Annotated in this window: 12 protein-coding genes and 3 tRNA genes; 6 read left to right on the top strand and 9 right to left on the bottom strand. The window is 66.4% G+C overall.

Annotated features, from left to right (window positions below; all coding sequences use genetic code 11):
• Positions 1 to 136 precede the first annotated feature (136 nt).
• Complete coding sequence (locus tag FHX60_RS06085; RefSeq protein WP_183282747.1) at positions 137 to 1,366, top strand: hypothetical protein; 1,230 nt, start codon at positions 137 to 139, stop codon at positions 1,364 to 1,366.
• Positions 1,367 to 1,395: 29 nt separating this feature from the next.
• Here FHX60_RS06085 and FHX60_RS06080 read toward each other — a convergent pair whose 3' ends face one another.
• The gene (locus tag FHX60_RS06080) at positions 1,396 to 2,247 is read right to left on the bottom strand and encodes a helix-turn-helix transcriptional regulator (RefSeq protein WP_183282746.1); all 852 of its coding nucleotides are present in this window, start codon (positions 2,245 to 2,247) and stop codon (positions 1,396 to 1,398) included.
• Positions 2,248 to 2,464: 217 nt separating this feature from the next.
• Between FHX60_RS06080 and FHX60_RS06075 the strand changes: the two genes are divergently transcribed.
• From FHX60_RS06075 to FHX60_RS06065, 3 genes are all read left to right on the top strand, one after another.
• Positions 2,465 to 3,154 (top strand): TVP38/TMEM64 family protein, encoded by a 690-nt coding sequence (locus tag FHX60_RS06075; RefSeq protein WP_183282745.1) that lies wholly within the window; start codon positions 2,465 to 2,467, stop codon positions 3,152 to 3,154.
• Positions 3,155 to 3,348: 194 nt separating this feature from the next.
• Complete coding sequence (locus tag FHX60_RS06070; RefSeq protein ID WP_183282744.1) at positions 3,349 to 3,681, top strand: helix-turn-helix transcriptional regulator; 333 nt, start codon at positions 3,349 to 3,351, stop codon at positions 3,679 to 3,681.
• A 2-nt stretch (positions 3,682 to 3,683) separates the two neighbouring features.
• Positions 3,684 to 5,030, top strand: a complete 1,347-nt coding sequence (locus tag FHX60_RS06065) for a type II toxin-antitoxin system HipA family toxin (protein WP_183282743.1) — start codon at positions 3,684 to 3,686, stop codon at positions 5,028 to 5,030.
• Positions 5,031 to 5,091: 61 nt separating this feature from the next.
• Here FHX60_RS06065 and FHX60_RS06060 read toward each other — a convergent pair.
• The 8 genes from FHX60_RS06060 to FHX60_RS06025 all read right to left on the bottom strand — a co-directional run bounded on the left by FHX60_RS06060 (position 5,092) and on the right by FHX60_RS06025 (position 12,454).
• Positions 5,092 to 5,166 (bottom strand) — tRNA-Thr (locus FHX60_RS06060).
• Between the two features lie 33 nt (positions 5,167 to 5,199).
• Positions 5,200 to 5,275, bottom strand: a tRNA-Gly gene (locus FHX60_RS06055).
• 4 nt (positions 5,276 to 5,279) lie between these two features.
• Positions 5,280 to 5,355 (bottom strand) — tRNA-Asn (locus tag FHX60_RS06050).
• Positions 5,356 to 5,461: 106 nt separating this feature from the next.
• On the bottom strand, positions 5,462 to 6,544 hold the full coding sequence (locus tag FHX60_RS06045; protein ID WP_183282742.1) for an alpha/beta fold hydrolase: 1,083 nt from the start codon (positions 6,542 to 6,544) through the stop codon (positions 5,462 to 5,464).
• Between the two features lie 169 nt (positions 6,545 to 6,713).
• On the bottom strand, positions 6,714 to 7,643 hold the full coding sequence (locus FHX60_RS06040) for a transcriptional regulator (RefSeq protein WP_243419595.1): 930 nt from the start codon (positions 7,641 to 7,643) through the stop codon (positions 6,714 to 6,716).
• Between the two features lie 686 nt (positions 7,644 to 8,329).
• Positions 8,330 to 9,451: a hypothetical protein gene (locus FHX60_RS06035; protein WP_112774225.1), complete on the bottom strand. Its 1,122-nt coding sequence runs from the start codon at positions 9,449 to 9,451 to the stop codon at positions 8,330 to 8,332.
• Between the two features lie 187 nt (positions 9,452 to 9,638).
• A complete protein-coding gene (locus FHX60_RS06030; RefSeq protein WP_183282741.1) occupies positions 9,639 to 11,351 on the bottom strand; it encodes a hypothetical protein in 1,713 nt (570 codons plus the stop codon).
• Between the two features lie 281 nt (positions 11,352 to 11,632).
• On the bottom strand, positions 11,633 to 12,454 hold the full coding sequence (locus FHX60_RS06025; RefSeq protein WP_112774223.1) for a transcriptional regulator: 822 nt from the start codon (positions 12,452 to 12,454) through the stop codon (positions 11,633 to 11,635).
• Between the two features lie 660 nt (positions 12,455 to 13,114).
• Here FHX60_RS06025 and FHX60_RS06020 point away from each other — a divergent pair.
• Together FHX60_RS06020 and FHX60_RS06015 are read left to right on the top strand one after the other, a co-directional pair.
• Entirely contained in the window at positions 13,115 to 14,494 is a 1,380-nt protein-coding gene (locus FHX60_RS06020) for an undecaprenyl-phosphate glucose phosphotransferase (protein ID WP_092308517.1), read from the top strand.
• Positions 14,495 to 14,565: 71 nt separating this feature from the next.
• A complete protein-coding gene (locus FHX60_RS06015) occupies positions 14,566 to 15,678 on the top strand; it encodes a glycosyltransferase (protein ID WP_183282740.1) in 1,113 nt (370 codons plus the stop codon).
• Positions 15,679 to 15,687: the final 9 nt, after the last annotated feature.

Raw genomic sequence — 15,687 nt, 5'->3', positions numbered from 1 at the left:
CGCGGGCCACAGCAAGTCCTTAGCCGCCACCCCGCGCTTGCGTCACGCATCCCGACCAATAAGGCGGCACATTGTTGCAGGGGTAAATGCCGTTCCCGTTGCTTCATGACCGATTCAAGATCCGAGGGGTAACACCATGAACGCTCCAACCGTCAGCGCATTCGACTTTTCATCGCCCGGCGCCGTGCAGTTCAATGCCGGCGCGCCAGCCATCATCCTGGGGGCCAGCACCGTGCACGTGCTGGCCTGGATCTACGTGGACAGCGCGGGACTGCCCGCCGACCAGAAAGTGTTTTCGCTCAGCCAATCGCTGATCCTGGGCGTCGGCACCGGCGATGGCGACGTGCCGATGCTCTATCCGGAGGTGTGGGACAACGCCGGCAACCGCTACACCTTCCAGGCCGGCCAGATCCCGACCGACCAGTGGAGCCTGGTGGAGATGATCTGGACCCAGGGCCAGAGCCTGGTGGGCCTGATCAACGGGGTGCAGGTGCAATCGGTGCCGGTGTCCGGCAATCCGCTGCAACAACCGGTCAGCAGCGGCACCAGCTACGTGGGCGCGTTCTGGGACGGCACTTCGTATCCGTTCTGCGGCATGGTGCAGTCGGTGCTGCTGACCAACGGCGCGGACCAGACCGCGACCCAGGGCTTTGTGCTCCAGCCATCGGGCGCCATCAGCAACTGGGGGCCGAGCGACCCGGTTTTCATGGGCAATGCCAGCACCGTGACGCTCGACACGCCACCGTCGACGCCCTACGTCGCGCCGGCCCAGCCGCCCGCGCCCACTTACGTCGGCGAGCAAATGCCGGGCACCGTGGCTGCCAGCACACCGTTCATCATGCTGGTGCCGGGTACGGACAGCAGCACCTACACCATCCTCAGCATCAGCCAGGTATGGCAGCAGCTGGTGGAACTGACCGGGCAGCCCGGCCTGGACACCGGCTACGAGGTCGACGTGACCACCGGCGTCAGCATCACCGACAGCGAAACGCAAACCCTCGGGGTCAGCCTGGGGCTGGAGTCGGGTTTCGACATCGGCGTGTTCAGCGCCAAGGTCAACCTGACGCTGTCCTATTCGATGTCGTTCACCGAAGAACTGTCGATCAGCGAGGCCACCACGATCGCGAAGAAGTTTGAAATCGACAAGCCGGAAGTGACCACGACCGGCGTCTGGTGGCAAGGCCTGCCCACCCTCACGACATTCCAGGTGATCGACAACATGAACACCGTAGGCGCCTGCGTGCAGGATCCGCTGCCGGAGATCGCCGCCACGGTCTATCCGCCGCAAAGCCAGCGCACGCTGAAGACCGTGACCAGCGCGCTGGCGGGCAAGTCAGACGCGGCGCGACCTTCGCTCAGGCTGTAGCGGTCAGGGTGGGCGCGGGCACGCGCCGGTCAGGCGGCGGCCCCTTGCGCGGGGGCGGCCGTAGGCAGCGTCCACAGCGGTGGCCACTGCGCGAACGGCGGCACGGTATGGGCAAGCGCCGCCACGCCGTGCCGTCCGTCCGCGCCGACCTTGTCGTAGATCACGCGCGCATGCACCTTCACGGTGTCGACGCTGACGCCGAGGATGGCCGCGATGTCCTCGTTCGACTTGCCTTGCGCCAGCCATCCGCACACCTCGAGCTGGCGCGGCGTCAGGGTCGGGAATGCCAGCCGCAGGCGCTCGGCCGGCCCCAGCCTGGCGACGGTGCGCTGCTGCGCCTGGCGATAGCAGCGCAGCAAGTGCGGGCGCAGCGCCTGCAGGCGGTCGCGGTCGCCGTCGCTGAACGGCGGGCTGCCGCTGACGCGAAAGCTCACCACGGTGACCGCATAGCCTTCGTGCTGGAACACGATCGCCAGCAGCCGCCGCGCATTCGACGGCAGCAAGGCTTCCCGCGCCATCGGCAGCGCCATGAACTCGTCGTCGCTGAAGAAATCCGATTCGCGCAAGGCGCGTTCGCCATAGAACGCGGGGTCGTACTGCCAGAACGGATGGCTGTGGCGGTGCCTGGCAAAGGCCTGCATGCCGCGCGCCCGCGCGGCGGGGTCGTCGTCCACCGAGACCAGCACGCGGAACGCCTGGCTGCGATGGTGGAATTCGGCATAGCCGATGACGTCGCCGTCGGTAAGCCTGGCCACGCCGGGGAACAGCACGCCCGGCAGCGCCAGCAGGTCGGGCTCGTGCTCGTACAGGGAGATCACTTCATCCCGGAATGCCTGCAGCTTCTTGTCCTCTGACGTCAGGGCGGTCGGTGAGGGGCGCATACTTGCCTTTCGCCTGCGGCGGCACAAGGGTAACGACAAGAATGATGAAAATGCCAGACCGTCGGATTGTAGCGTGCCGCACGCGCAGGCGACATGCGGCGGCGCCACGCGACCGGAGCCACGAACCGACCACCTGCGGCGAGTGCGACCGGTGCCGAAACTTTGCCCCCGGCTCCGCGTTCTAAATTTTCATATGCTGAGCAAATTGTCTGCCACATTGTCTGGGAAGCGGCACACCCTCCGGCACGCGATCTGGTTCTGGCTGGCGCTCGGGACCGTGGCCGTGCTGGTGGTCGCGGTCGCGATGTCGCCCGCCTTCAAGGATCTGGTCGGACAGGCGGTCGACTGGGCGCGCGAGATCATGGCACAGCACCCTGTGATGGGGGCGCTGGTGTTCTTCGTGTTCTCTGGGGTGTCGGCGATGCTGGCCTTTGCCTCGAGCGTGGTGCTGGTACCGGTGGCCAGCGAGGTATGGGGCAAGCCGCTGACGGTGCTGCTGCTGTGGGCCGGCTGGCTGGTGGGCGCGTGCGCGGCCTTCGGCATCGGCCGCCTGGCCGGTCCGCTGCTCGCCCGTATCGGCTACGCGGACAAGCTGGAGAAATACCGGGGCTATGTGTCGAAGCGGATGAAGTTCTGGGCGGTGCTGCTGTTCTGCATCGCGGTGCCTTCGGAAATCCCCGGCTACCTGTTCGGCACCATGCATTACCCCTTCCTGAAATTCCTCGCGGCCATGGCCCTCGCCGAAGCGGGCTATGCGTTCGGCATCGTGGTCGCGGGCGAAAGCCTGGCCATCGACCAGCCCCTGCACTTCCTGGTCGCCGTGGGTGTCCTCGCAGTGGTGGCGGTCGCGGCCGGCCTGGCGCTGCGTGCGCGCAAGCACCGCTCGCGCCGCCTGCCGCAGCGCTGAAACGACTGATATGCGGGGGCGTTGGCGCCACCCGCGGCGAGTTGGCCGAGCCCGGCATCTCACAGGTTTTGCCCGGTAATCCACAAATACAGGTAATAGCCTGTATGTATGAATAACAGGCCAAAGCTTGTAAATCCGTGCAACAGGCAATATCCTGTATCTGTCCGGCCGCCGGCCGGGTCCGGGATCGCGCCATGCACTACGCCATCAAGACCGTCCACCAGTTGCGTCCGATTCTGCAGGGATTCCGCAAGTCCCGCGGCATGACCCAGGCCGCGATGGCCGCGCACCTCGGGGTCACGCAGCAGACCTATGCCGAACTGGAAGCCAACCCCGCCGCCGTCAGCGTCGAACGCCTGCTGCGGGTGCTGCGCGTGCTCGGCGTCGAGCTCGTGCTGTCGCAGACGGAGGCTGGCGCCGCCGCGCAGCCCGCGCCCGCCCGCCCTCGTGCCAAGCCCGGGGCGCCGGCAGGCAAGACCGGGCCGGCCCGCCCCGCGACTGGCCGACGCCCGCGCGAGGACTGGTGACCATGGCGCGCGCGCGGCAAGGCAACCGCCTCGACCTGTGGATGAACGGCATCCCGGTCGGCCATTGGGAAACCGGCGCCGGCGGTGACCGGCTGGTCTATCGCGAAGACTGGATCGCCGACCCGCAGGGACGCCCGCTGTCGCTGTCGCTGCCGTTCACGCCGGGCAACCAGCCGCATCGCGGCCCGGCGGTGGCCAACTATTTCGACAACCTGCTGCCCGACAGCGATGTCATCCGCCGCCGCATCGCGGCGCGCTATCGGGCCGGCGGCACCGACGCCTTCGCGCTGCTGGCCACGGTGGGACGCGACTGCGTCGGCGCCATCCAGATGTTGCCGCCCGGCGAAGCGCCCGAGGCGCTGCAGACGGTCAGCGGCCGCGCGCTCAGCGACGAAGACATTGCGACGCTGCTGCACGAAACCACGTCGGCGCCCGTGCTGGGCCATCGCGAACCCATCGACGACCTGCGGCTGTCGATCGCCGGCGCCCAGGAGAAAACCGCGCTGCTGCGCTGGCGCGGACAATGGCAACTGCCCCAGGGCAGCACGCCGACCACGCACATCTTCAAGCTGCCGCTCGGGCTGGTGGGAAACATGCGCGCCGACATGCGCACCTCGGTGGAAAACGAATGGCTGTGCGCGCAGATCGTGGCGGCTTATGGCCTGCCCGTGGCGCAGTGCGAGATCGCCCGCTTTGCCGGCACCAAGGCGCTGGTGGTCGAACGCTTCGACCGCAGGCCGTCGAGCCGGGGCACCTGGCTGCTGCGCCTGCCGCAGGAAGACATGTGCCAGGCCACCGGCATCTCGGCGCTGCAGAAATACGAGTCCGACGGCGGACCCGGCATCCGGCAGATTGCCGAGATCCTGTCCGGCTCGCGCGCTGCGGCGACCGACCGCCGGCATTTCTTCATGGCGCAGGTGGTGTTCTGGCTGCTGGCCGCAACCGACGGCCATGCCAAGAACTTCAGCATCAGCCACCTGCCGGGCAGCCAGTATGAGGCGACGCCGCTGTACGACGTGCTGTCGGCGCATCCGGTGATCGGGCGCGGCCGCAACCAGCTGGCGCCGCAGAAGGCGCGGCTGGCAATGGCGCTGCATGGCCGCAACACCCACTACGCCATCCATGAGATCCGCGCGCGCCACTGGTTTGCGCAGGGACAGCGCATCGGCTTTTCTCCCGCCGAGGTGGAGGCCGTGCTGGACCACGTGACCGGGCAGACCGCACAGGTCATCGACCAGGTTGCGTCGGGATTGCCGGCGGACTTCCCGCTGGATGTGGCCGACGCGATCTTCGACGGCATGCGCCGGCACAACCGCAGGCTGGCGGCGCGGGCCGAGACGGACCTGTGATCGCGGGCGGACGCCGGCGCAGGCATCGATCAACCAAAAGGGAAATAAGGCGGAAGGGAAATGGTGCCCATGGGCAGGATCGAACTGCCGACCTCTCCCTTACCAAGGGAGTGCTCTGCCACTGAGCCACATGGGCGGGTGTTCCGGCGTGGGACCACGCGGAATCAAATGGAGCGGGAGACGAGTCTCGAACTCGCGACCTCAACCTTGGCAAGGTTGCGCTCTACCAACTGAGCTACTCCCGCATGCTGGCTCCCCGACCTGGGCTCGAACCAGGGACCTGCGGATTAACAGTCCGTCGCTCTACCGACTGAGCTATCAGGGAACATATCGCCGTTCAGCGAAGCGCGAATTCTACAACATCATTGCGCCGAATTGAAAGCCCGATTTGAAAGCTTTTGCAGCGTTGCCTCCAGGGCCCGCGCCGGCGCTCACGCCGCGCCGCGCAGGCCACGCCCCGGCGCATGCCGGTCGACGTCGATCACGGCCTGCGCAAACGCCGTGGGCGCCTCCTGCGGCGGATTGTGGCCCACCCCGCCGCTCAGGGTCCGGTGCTGGTACCAGCCGGTGAACTTGCTGGCATAGGCACTCGGCTTCGGATGCGGCGCGCCGTTGGCATCGCCCTCGATGGTGATGGTGGGCACGCCGATGGCGGGCGCCGTGGCAAGCCGCTGCTCGATCGCGTCGAACCTGGCCTCGCCGGCGGCCAGTCCCTGGCGCCAGCGGTAGTTGTGGATGGTGATGGCGACGTGGTCGGGGTTGTCGAGCGCCGCGGCGCTGCGCGCGAAGGTGGCGTCGTCGAAGTTCCACTGCGGCGAGGCCAGTTTCCAGATCAGCCTGGCGAACTGGTGCGTGTATTGCTGATAGCCGGCGCGGCCGCGGTCGGTGGCGAAATAGAACTGGTACCACCACTGCAGCTCGGCCTCCGGCGCCAGCGGCTGCCGGCCGGCGGCCTGGCTGCCGATCAGGTAGCCGCTGACCGACACCAACGCGCGCACGCGCTCGGGCCACAGCGCCGCCATGATGTCGGCGGTACGCGCGCCCCAGTCGAAGCCCGCGACCACGGCATTCTGTATCTTGAGCGCGTCCATCAGCGCGATCATGTCGGCGGCGATCGCCGAAGGCTGGCCGTTGCGCAGCGTGTCGGCCGACAGGAAGGTGGTCGAGCCATAGCCGCGCAGGTAAGGCACGATCACGCGATAGCCGCGCGCCGCCAGCAGCGGCGCCACGTCCGCAAAGCTGTGGATGTCATAAGGCCAGCCGTGCAGCAGCAAGGCCACCGGCCCGTCGGCCGGGCCGGCCTCCGCGTAGCCGACGTTGAGCACGCCGGCGTCGATCTGCCGGATCGAGGCAAAGCTGGTATGCGTGCCCGGCGCGATGGTCGGCAGCGCGTCCGCCGGCGACACACCGGCCTGTGCGCGCGCCGCGCGCGCCAGTCCGAGCGAACCGGCCGCCAGCGTCACCGCGGCGGCACCGAGAAAGCCCCGACGGGGCAGATTGATGGCGTTCGACATGTTGTTCTCCTGTATGCGTGGTGTGAATCCGAACGCAAGTCTAGGAGGCCCGTGCAAGCGGCATGTGTCTGAAACCGGGCCTTGTGTATCGCCGTGTATCGGGATGGGGATCGCCCCATACGGTGATACAAAGCGGCGATACAAAATGGCCCGTCGCTTCGGCGCAGCGCTACGCGTAGGTCTCGCAATTCCCTGTCATGGCGGCTTCGCTCCATGCCAGGCCCGGGCGGATGCGATGCCCGATCTCGCGCTCGGCCACCGCCACCGGCGGCACGGCATAACGCTCCCGATGGGGCTCCGGCTGGCGCTGCGGCCGCGTCGCCGGCTCGTGCGTCTCCAGTTCGAGGCAATGCCTGAAGTCGCTCGCCGCCAGGCGCGCGCCGATGAACTTGCCAAACGCATCGAGCTGGACCTGCGAGGTCATGCCGGCGCTGCCGCCGATCGCCGGACAGATGATCCACGTCGTGTCGCCCCGGGTGAAGAGGTGCAGGCGCCTGGCCTGGTCCGCCGGCCGCAGCGCGTGCTCTTCGCCGGCAACGCCGTCCAGCGAAAAGGCTTCGATATATTCGTCGGTATGGCGGTGGCTCAGGCAGATGACCACCTTCGGACGCCAGCGCTCGCAGGTCCTGGCGATAAAGCGGAAGCGTTCGCCCTCCCGGCACAACGCGACATAGCGCTTCTGCGGAATCAGTTCCGGCTGGCCCCGGAACGCCTTGGACCAGGTGGTTCTGCCGTCGACATGCGCGGGCAGCGGAAACAGGCTCAGCCTGAATTCCGCGCCCGCCGGCGAGTACAGATGGCCCCAGTAGTAATGTTCCCAGTCGTTGTCGCCGAGCCGCACCCCTAGCGCCTCCGCCCGCGCGGCGGCCATGATGCGCGCCACGCACTGGTGGCCGAACCACTTGGCCATGTCCTGTCGATGCTGCTGGCGGAATACGGCATCCCATGCCGGTGGTGCCAGGTGTGGATGAAGCGGTGCGACGATGGGCTCGGACCAGGCCGGGCTGCGGTCGCATATCCAGACGGCAGCCCCTGGATTGCCTCCTTCCATGCCGACGTAGGAGGCAAAATAACGGTCCAGTTCCTGGCGCGTGAACATCCGTGAATGCTGCATTTTATCCCTTGCTGCTTAGTGGGACCCCCAATATTTAATGCCGCAGCATGCCGCCGCCGCAACGGGCGTACGTACTGCCGTGGTCATATGCAAATTCTTTTTTATACAGGGCAGGAAAATAGACGGAGGCAGAATGCCCCTCCCCCGAGCGGCATGCTTCCATCGTTTTTTATAATGTCCCGTACGGCCTGCTTTACGGCCTGCCGAGTGATTGGAACAGGCGTGTTCCGGCGCGCGACGCCGCCCTGGCAGGCGGTTCGGTCGCGGCTGGGTCGAGCACCATTGGTGGCCCCGGGAGGACGCTTGGCGTCAGCGCTTAATTAATCAGGCTGCAACTTATTCATTATTTTACTTCCCCCATAAATACAAAAAATTACAAATGTTTCGAACCTGTAAAACGAAGCCGTGCACCATATAAGCGAGCACGCCGTCCATCAAACGCACCATGCCGGTGCCGGTTCGACTGATATAGGGTTCTTATAGCCCTTTGTTGATCGAGATGATTTTATCCAAAGCCTTCGGATATAGGAATTTCAATCTTCTAAGGTCTGAAATAAGCGATCTGCTGCGGCGCAATATATTTTGGGTGCGATTTTCCATCCCCTCGCCGGAGGGGATAAAAAACAGCTGACGAATTACCCAAAAGCCGGGCTGCGCCGCGCGCTTGCGGCTCAGAATCCGGAAAAGCGGATGCCGATCGAGCCGTAGCCGTAGTAGCGATCCAGCTTGCCGGCGGTGGTCGCGTTGTAGAGGAACGGGATGGTGCCGACGAAGTTGTACAGCGAGGCCTGCCCGCGCAGGAACACCTCGACGTTCTTGGCCACCCCATACGACAACTCCAGCCCCAGCGTATGGTTGGAGCGGATCGGCGCGTTGCCATAGGTTTCGGCGCGGCTGTCGACGTTGCTGCGCAGCAGGTACTGGAACTGGTAGCCCAGGCGCGCGGCGAAGCGCTCGTATTTCCAGCGCCACGAACCGCCCAGGTTCAGGTAGCCGGCGGTGTAGTTGAAATCGTCGTTGAAATCCAGCCCGAACTGGCTGGCATTGACCGAAAACGAGGCGGACTGCAGCGTGACGTTGCCCACGTTGCACGGCGCCGCGAGCTGGCCGTTGGCGAGATTGTCGGAGCCGATGGCAACATTGAAATTGCAGTTGCCGCGCTGCAGCCGGGTATTGAGGCTGCCGACCGTGACGCGGCTGATGCCGAGCCCGACAAAGCCGGTGAGCTGGTTGCGCTCGCTCAGCTCGCCCGAGAAGATCACGTCGGCCTGGGCCTGGACATCGTTGGCGTTGTTCACGGTGAGGCTGTTGAACGTGGTGTTCCGGACCATCACCGGCGACGAGCGCTCCAGGCTGCCGGCGTGGTCGCCCCACAGCGAGAAACGCAGCATGATGCGGTCGCGCGCGCCGGCCTCGGCCAGCGGGTCGTAGTGCATTGCCAGCATCCAGGTATCGATGTGGTTGCGGTCCTGCCCGTACTCGATGCCGCGGCGCCAGTAGGTGGCCGAGCCCGACCAGTGCGGCGAGAACTTGTAGCCCAGCATCAGCTTGCCGCCGCGGTAGTCGCCCGCATTGTCGGACACCGGGCCCTGGCGCCCGCGCAGGTTGAACACATCGACGGTGCGGTTGACCATGTCGTAGCTGGCCTCCACCCGCACCGAGGTGAACTCGCCGGTGGCGGGCTCGGCCTGCATGAACACATCGTCGGGGGCGGCCCTGGCCGTGCCGGCGGCACACAGCCCCAACATCAGGGCGCAGGCGCGGTCGAGCCGGCGCTTTCGAAGCAGCTGCATAGGAAACTCCGAGGCCGCTGGGCGAGCCTCATGCAGGGCGCGTTCCGCGAAAAGCGCCCGATGCAGGCAGAACATGACCCGGTCATCCTCGGCGCAACGCTTGCGGCATGCCGCACGCGATCGGATGACCGGGAACCTGGCCTTCCCCGTGCGGGCGGAAGGCCACCACTACGGCGCTACGCGCCGGTCACGGGTTGAGCGTGACCGTGGTCTTGAGGCCGTCGCCGACCACCATTTCAGCATCGGTCTTGACCAGTGCCGTCTTGGCGAATGCGATGTCGTTGTTGACCAGCATGCCCACGCGCACATCCCTGCCGGGCAGGCCGGTGGTGGTGGCGAACGTCACCGGGAAGGTGCTGGTCGCCTTGGGCGTGAGCGCGTCGACCTGCGCCTGGCTGAGCGCGCCGGAAGAGCGCAGCTTGCCCAGGAAGGTGGTGAACGGCAGGTTGAGCGAGCCACCGTTGGCGCTGGAGAACAGGCTGTCCGCGGCGGCGTTGGTCAGGCTTGCCGCGACCGACAGGCCGCCGCTGACACGGAACGAATACGCGGTGTTGGCCGGCACCACCGCATCGACCAGTTGCGAGCCGTTGAAGGTCAGCGTCACGTTCTCAATGATCACGTCGACCTGGTTGCCGTTATAGGTGTAGCTCAGCCCCGCGCGCACTTGCGTCGGCCCGCCGTTGAAGGCATCGCCGTTCTGTGCCACGCCGACCTGGATCGCATCGAGCGAGCCGCCGGTGGCGGTGATGGTGTCGGTGATCGGCTGCGACACACCGTTGATGGTCAGGTTGGAGAGCACCAGCGAGTTCTTCAGCCGGACCGCATCGGCCACGCTGTTGATGGCGCCGGCATCGACCACGCCGCCGAGGTTCGCCGCGACCTGCTGGATCTGGGCGGCACTGCCGCTCGATACGGCGTCGCCGAGCTGCGCGAGCCCCGCCGCGTTCGCGGCATTGGTCAGCGCGCTATCCGTGACCGCCTGCACCAGCGCCGTGGTCGTGGCCGCCTGGGCGCTCTGCGTGACGATGTTGATCGATCCGCCTTCGATCAGGGCCGACAGCGTTTCGGTGGGGCTGCTGCTGATGTCGATCGCTTCCAGCGCGGTGCTGACGCTATCCACTTCGCCGGCGATCACCGGCGCGGCCAGTGCGGCCACGTTGGTGGCCACAGCGCCGATGTTCGATTGCAGGCTGGCGGGCAGCCCCGCTTGCGCGTTCTGCACGGCGCTGGACACGACACCCGCCACCAGCGCACCGCTGCTCAGGTCCGCCGTGCCCGGCGCGCTCGCCACCGCGGTGGCGACCGCCTTCGACGCCGCCGCGGCCGAATCCGCCGGCGTCAGCGTGCCGCCCTCGCCCAGGCCGGTCAGCGTCTTGGTGACATGGTCGACCAGCTGCTGCACCACCACCGCCGCGCGCAGCGCTTGCGCATCCTGCATCGGGTCAAGCGTGGCCAGGTCCTTGCCGGCGAGGCCCAGGCCCGTTGCCAGCGGCGCGACCGAGCCTGCCCCGAGCTGCACCGCCAGCGTGGTCAGCGGCGATACCACCTGGGTCACGCCTTCGCGGAAATCGATCGCCGGCGCCTGCAGCACCCCGGCGAACGGCAGGTTGGTGCCGACGTCGGTGCCGCCGGTCAGCCTCAGCGCGCTCTTGGTGCAGCCTGCCGGGAACGTGAAGTCGCCCGTGGCATTGGTGACCGCGGTCTTGTTCTCGCAGTCAAGGAAGGTGACGGTCGAGCCCGACAGGTAGAAGTCCACCGCCTTGCCGCTGACCGTGGCCGACGGTTGGGACGGCTGGCCGGGCGCTGGCGCATCGTCGCCACCGCCGCCGCAAGCGACGAGCGTTGCCGCCGCGCCTGCCATGATGCCAAGGATGAAGATGTTCCGGGTTTTGGTTTGCACGCTGCTCTCCTGAGATCAATACTTCGCTACGACGAAACATGGTGGGGAAGCCTGCGACGGTGAACCTGCCGCACGCAGTCTGCGACGCCCTGCGCTGCCCCTGCTGCCACGCGCGACGCTGCAGGCCGATACCGCGGCAGCAGCTTGCAGGTCGCGGCAGCCCGCAGATAAACGCATCCACCAATCGGTGTCACCCCTACGTGGCGGGGGAAACTCAAAGCGTCGGCGCGGCACATGCCGGGGGCCGGGCTGGGGCGTCCATGACGCTCGCTGGCGAGGGTTCATGGCTGGCTCACCGGCTCCTGCGCCATGCCGATGACGTGTCCGGGGAAATCGTCCGGGCGCAGCCAGCGCGACAGGTACTGCCCCATCGCGTCGAGCAGCACGTCGGACATCATTCCCCCGGCCCCGGCCAGCGGCGGACAGATCAGCCACGTGGTGCCGTCGCGTTCCAGCACGCGCAGCGTCTTGGGCTGGTCGGCGGGTTGCAGCACGTGGTCGGTGGCGTGCGCCTGCGCCAGGCCGAAGGCCTGCGCGAAGTCGTCGGCATGGCGCTCGCCCAGGCATATCACCACCTTCGGCTTCCACAACCGGCGAATCCCGTCGATGAAGGCAAAGCGTCGGCCTTCGCGGCACAGGTCGAGATAGCGCTGCCGCGGAAACAGTTCGGGCTGGCCGCGAAACGCCTTCGACCACGGGATCTCGTCGGTCAGGCGCGCCGGCAGCGGAAACAGGCTGAGCTTGAACTCGGCGCCCTGCGGGCCGTAAAGGTGATGGTCGAAGTAATGCCTCCAGTCCTGCTCGCCCATGGTGGTCTTGAACACCCTGGCGCGCGCCGCGGCCATGATGCGCGCGATCTTCTGGTGCGATTGCCAGCGCTCCATGTGGTGCCGGTACTTGTAGCGGTAGGCAGCATCCCAGGCGGTGGGCCGCGCATGCGGAACCAGCGGTCCCGACAGCGGCGCCACGCCGGGATGCGGAGAGCTGTCGCAGAACCAGACCGCAGCGCCTGGATTGCCGCCTTCCATCCCTACGTACGACGCGAAATACGAATCCAGCTGTTCGCGCGTGAAGACCGTCAGTGGCTCTGTGTTCTTTCTCATTCCTCTACCGCGGTGGAGTGAAGGATGCCCGGACGCTGCACCGCATCCGCCGTGCCGGTGCCTAGCACCAGGCCGGCGGTTCCGGACCTGCTCGTCATCGCTTTTTATTCTCACCCCCGGAGCGAGGGGTGCGCTGCCCTGTCGTTTCCCTCCTTGCGCGGGGTAACGCAGAAGCCCGAATAGCGGCATTTTCGCGCGCGAAAAAACGCGCGAAAGTCGGTCACGTCCCCCACGATTTGCACTGCAGGCACCAGCGCAAGACCGGTTCACACGCGTGCGGAGTTTCCCTTCCGATGAAGGGTACCGACGCTTTTGGCCGCATCGCACTATTCGCTCCTGAAAACACCGAGCACGCCGGGGCCTTCAGCGCACCGGCAGAACGAGAGCGTTGCAGTTCCATGGACGGCCTTCATCGATGCGGCCCGTGGCAGGTCATGCGCTGACCGCCGCCACACCATGGAACCGCTGCCGCAAGGCAGCACCGCACGACTCTGCTTGATCACGCCATGAGCATGCACGCGCAGAGGCATGCCATGCGACGAGCCTGGCCGCCACTTCGCGCGGACCGGGAGTTCGGAGGAGACAACAAGGGCGTGGGCACTCGCATGGGTGCCCATTACTCAACGCTTCTGGGAGAAGCAATTGGGTATCTATCGCGATATGTTTGCCAGGCACCACGATCAGCTCGCGCTGATGGCTCGCCTGCTCGACGCCGGCGCCATCTGGGTGGCGGCAATCCTGGCCAGTGAAGCGCGGTTCGACACCGCGCAGGCGCCAATCCACCAGTTCATCCAGTACTTTGCCTGTGCCATTGCCTTCATCGTGCTGCCAGGCTTCGACGTGTACACGTCGTGGCGCGGACGCAGCCTGTTCTCGCTCGCCTGGCGGTTGTTGTCAGCGTGGAGCCTGGTCTGGCTGGTGAGCCTGCTGCTGACCTACCTGCTGCACCAGACCGACTCGCTGTCGCGCCTGTGGATGGTGTACTGGTACCTGTTCGCGCTGGCAGGGCTGGTGGCGCTGCGCGTGGTCAGCCGTGCCGTGCTCAACCTGCTGCGCGTTGCCGGCGCCAACAACAAGCGCGTCGTCATCGTCGGCTTCGGCCGCACCGGCCAGGAAATGTACCGCCGCGCCACCGCCAGCCACACTACCGGCTACAAGATCAGCGGCATCTATGCCGCCGAAGGCGAGCCCACGCCGGAAGGACGCCGCCGCATCAACGACAGCGCCGACATCGCCGCGTTCGCACGCGAGCACGGCATTGCCGAGATCTGGCTGACGCTGCCGATGAGCGAGCACCGCCTGATGCAGGAGATCGCCTTCTCGCTGCGCAATGACTTCATCGACATCAAGTGGATGCCGAGCGTGCTCGACTTCGACCTGCTCAACCACAACGTCGGCAATTTCCTCGGCATGCCCGCGGTGGAGATGAACAAGCCGCCGTCGCTGGGCGTGCGCGGCACCATCAAGGCGATCTTCGACCGCACCTTCGCCGCGCTGGTGCTGGTGGCGCTGTCGCCGCTGTTCCTGCTGATCGCCGTGCTGATCAAGCGCGACTCGCCCGGGCCGGTGTTCTTCAAGCAGGAACGTCTCGGCCTGGACGGACGCGTCATCCACGTCTACAAGTTCCGCAGCATGAAGGTGCATGCCGAACACGGCGTCGTCACGCAGGCCACCAAGGGCGACAGCCGCATCACGCCGATCGGCGCCTTCCTGCGCCGCACCAGCCTGGACGAACTGCCGCAGTTCATCAACGTGCTGAAGGGCGAGATGAGCGTGGTGGGCCCGCGTCCGCACGCGATGGCGCACAACAACATGTACAAGGAGCAGCTCGACTTCTACATGCTGCGCCACCGCGTCAAGCCCGGCATCACCGGCTGGGCGCAGATCAACGGCTATCGCGGCGAGACCGACACCCTCGACAAGATGGCCAAGCGGGTCGAGCACGACATCTTCTACATCCGCAACTGGTCGTTCTGGCTCGACCTGCGCATCATTTTCTGGACCGCCTTCCGCGGCTGGATGGGCAGCAACGCTTACTGAACCAGGCCAGCCCATGCCCATCCCTTCCGCGTCCATTCCGGCGCCTGTTTAGCCATCGAACCCGCAAGCCAATGATCAAAGTCCTGCACGTGACCGAGTGCCTGGGAGGTGTCGAGACCTACCTGCACCTGCTGGCCTCCCATATCAACGACCAGCGCATCAGCTTCCACTTCGCGCTGCCGAAGCAATGCTCGGTTTCGGCGATTGCCGATGCGCGCAATTTCGGCGTCAGCTACCTGCCGATTCCGCGCAAGCTCGATCCGCTCAACGACCTGAAGGCGGCACTGAACCTGCGCGCGCTGGTGAAGCGCGTGGCGCCGCAGATCGTCCACCTGCACAGCTCCAAGGCGGGGCTGGTGGGCCGGCTGGCCTGCATCGGCCTGAACGTGCGCGTGGTCTACACCCCGCATGCCTACTATTACCTGGGCCTGCGCGGCATCAAGCGCCGCGTGTTCCTGATGGCGGAGCGCTTCCTGCACCGGCTTACCGATGCGGTGCTGGCGACCTCGCCGTCGGAGCGCGACCGCGCCATCCATGAGGTGGGCCTGCCGCGCGAGCGCGCGCATTCCATCCTGAACGCCGTCGAACCCCGCTCCGTGCCGGTGGAAAGGCAGCTGGGCGCCGGCGTCAAGCGCGTGATCATGGTGGCGCGGATCAGCCCGCAGAAGAACATCCCCATGTTCCTGGACGTGGCCAGGCTGTTCCAGGGCCGTGCCGACATCGAGTTCATGCTGGTCGGCTACGGCCACTACGAGAACGACCGCGCCACGCTCGATGCCATGCTGCAGGAGCGCGGGCTGGTCGAGGGCAAGGACATCACCGCGATCGCCTGGATGAGCCGCGCCGAGCTGCTGGAACTGCTGGCGGATGCCGCGGTGGTGGTGCTGACCTCGCACTACGAGAGCTTCGGCTACGTGCTGGCGGAAGCCAATGCGCTGGCGATCCCGGTGGTCGGCACCGACGTCGACGGCATCAAGGACATCATCGTCGATGGCAGCAACGGCTTTATCGTGCCGGTGGACGACGCCCCCTCCATGGCCAGTTCGATCGAAGCCATCGTCGGCGATGCCACGCTGTGGCAGACCATGTCCGAACACGCCGTGACGCGGGCCAAGTCCGAGTTCAACATCGTGACCCAGGCCAGGAAGTTCGAGTCCTTCTACTCGCGCGCGGTGCTCGCCTAGCACCGCACC

It is taken from the genome of Cupriavidus alkaliphilus (genome assembly GCF_014191175.1).
Lineage (GTDB): Bacteria > Pseudomonadota > Gammaproteobacteria > Burkholderiales > Burkholderiaceae > Cupriavidus > Cupriavidus alkaliphilus.
The sequence above is the reverse complement of the archived record's forward strand: the minus strand, read 5'-3'. Positions and strand labels throughout refer to the sequence as shown.

Coding starts and splice junctions, on each gene's coding strand:
- FHX60_RS06080 (WP_183282746.1), bottom strand. CDS start 2,247: ATGCGCCCCTCACCGACCGCCCTGACGTCAGAGGACAAGAAGCTGCAG.
- FHX60_RS06045 (WP_183282742.1), bottom strand. CDS start 6,544: ATGTCGAACGCCATCAATCTGCCCCGTCGGGGCTTTCTCGGTGCCGCC.
- FHX60_RS06065 (WP_183282743.1), top strand. CDS start 3,684: ATGGCGCGCGCGCGGCAAGGCAACCGCCTCGACCTGTGGATGAACGGC.
- FHX60_RS06035 (WP_112774225.1), bottom strand. CDS start 9,451: ATGCAGCTGCTTCGAAAGCGCCGGCTCGACCGCGCCTGCGCCCTGATG.
- FHX60_RS06040 (WP_243419595.1), bottom strand. CDS start 7,643: ATGTTCACGCGCCAGGAACTGGACCGTTATTTTGCCTCCTACGTCGGC.
- FHX60_RS06025 (WP_112774223.1), bottom strand. CDS start 12,454: ATGAGAAAGAACACAGAGCCACTGACGGTCTTCACGCGCGAACAGCTG.
- FHX60_RS06085 (WP_183282747.1), top strand. CDS start 137: ATGAACGCTCCAACCGTCAGCGCATTCGACTTTTCATCGCCCGGCGCC.
- FHX60_RS06015 (WP_183282740.1), top strand. CDS start 14,566: ATGATCAAAGTCCTGCACGTGACCGAGTGCCTGGGAGGTGTCGAGACC.
- FHX60_RS06020 (WP_092308517.1), top strand. CDS start 13,115: ATGTTTGCCAGGCACCACGATCAGCTCGCGCTGATGGCTCGCCTGCTC.
- FHX60_RS06070 (WP_183282744.1), top strand. CDS start 3,349: ATGCACTACGCCATCAAGACCGTCCACCAGTTGCGTCCGATTCTGCAG.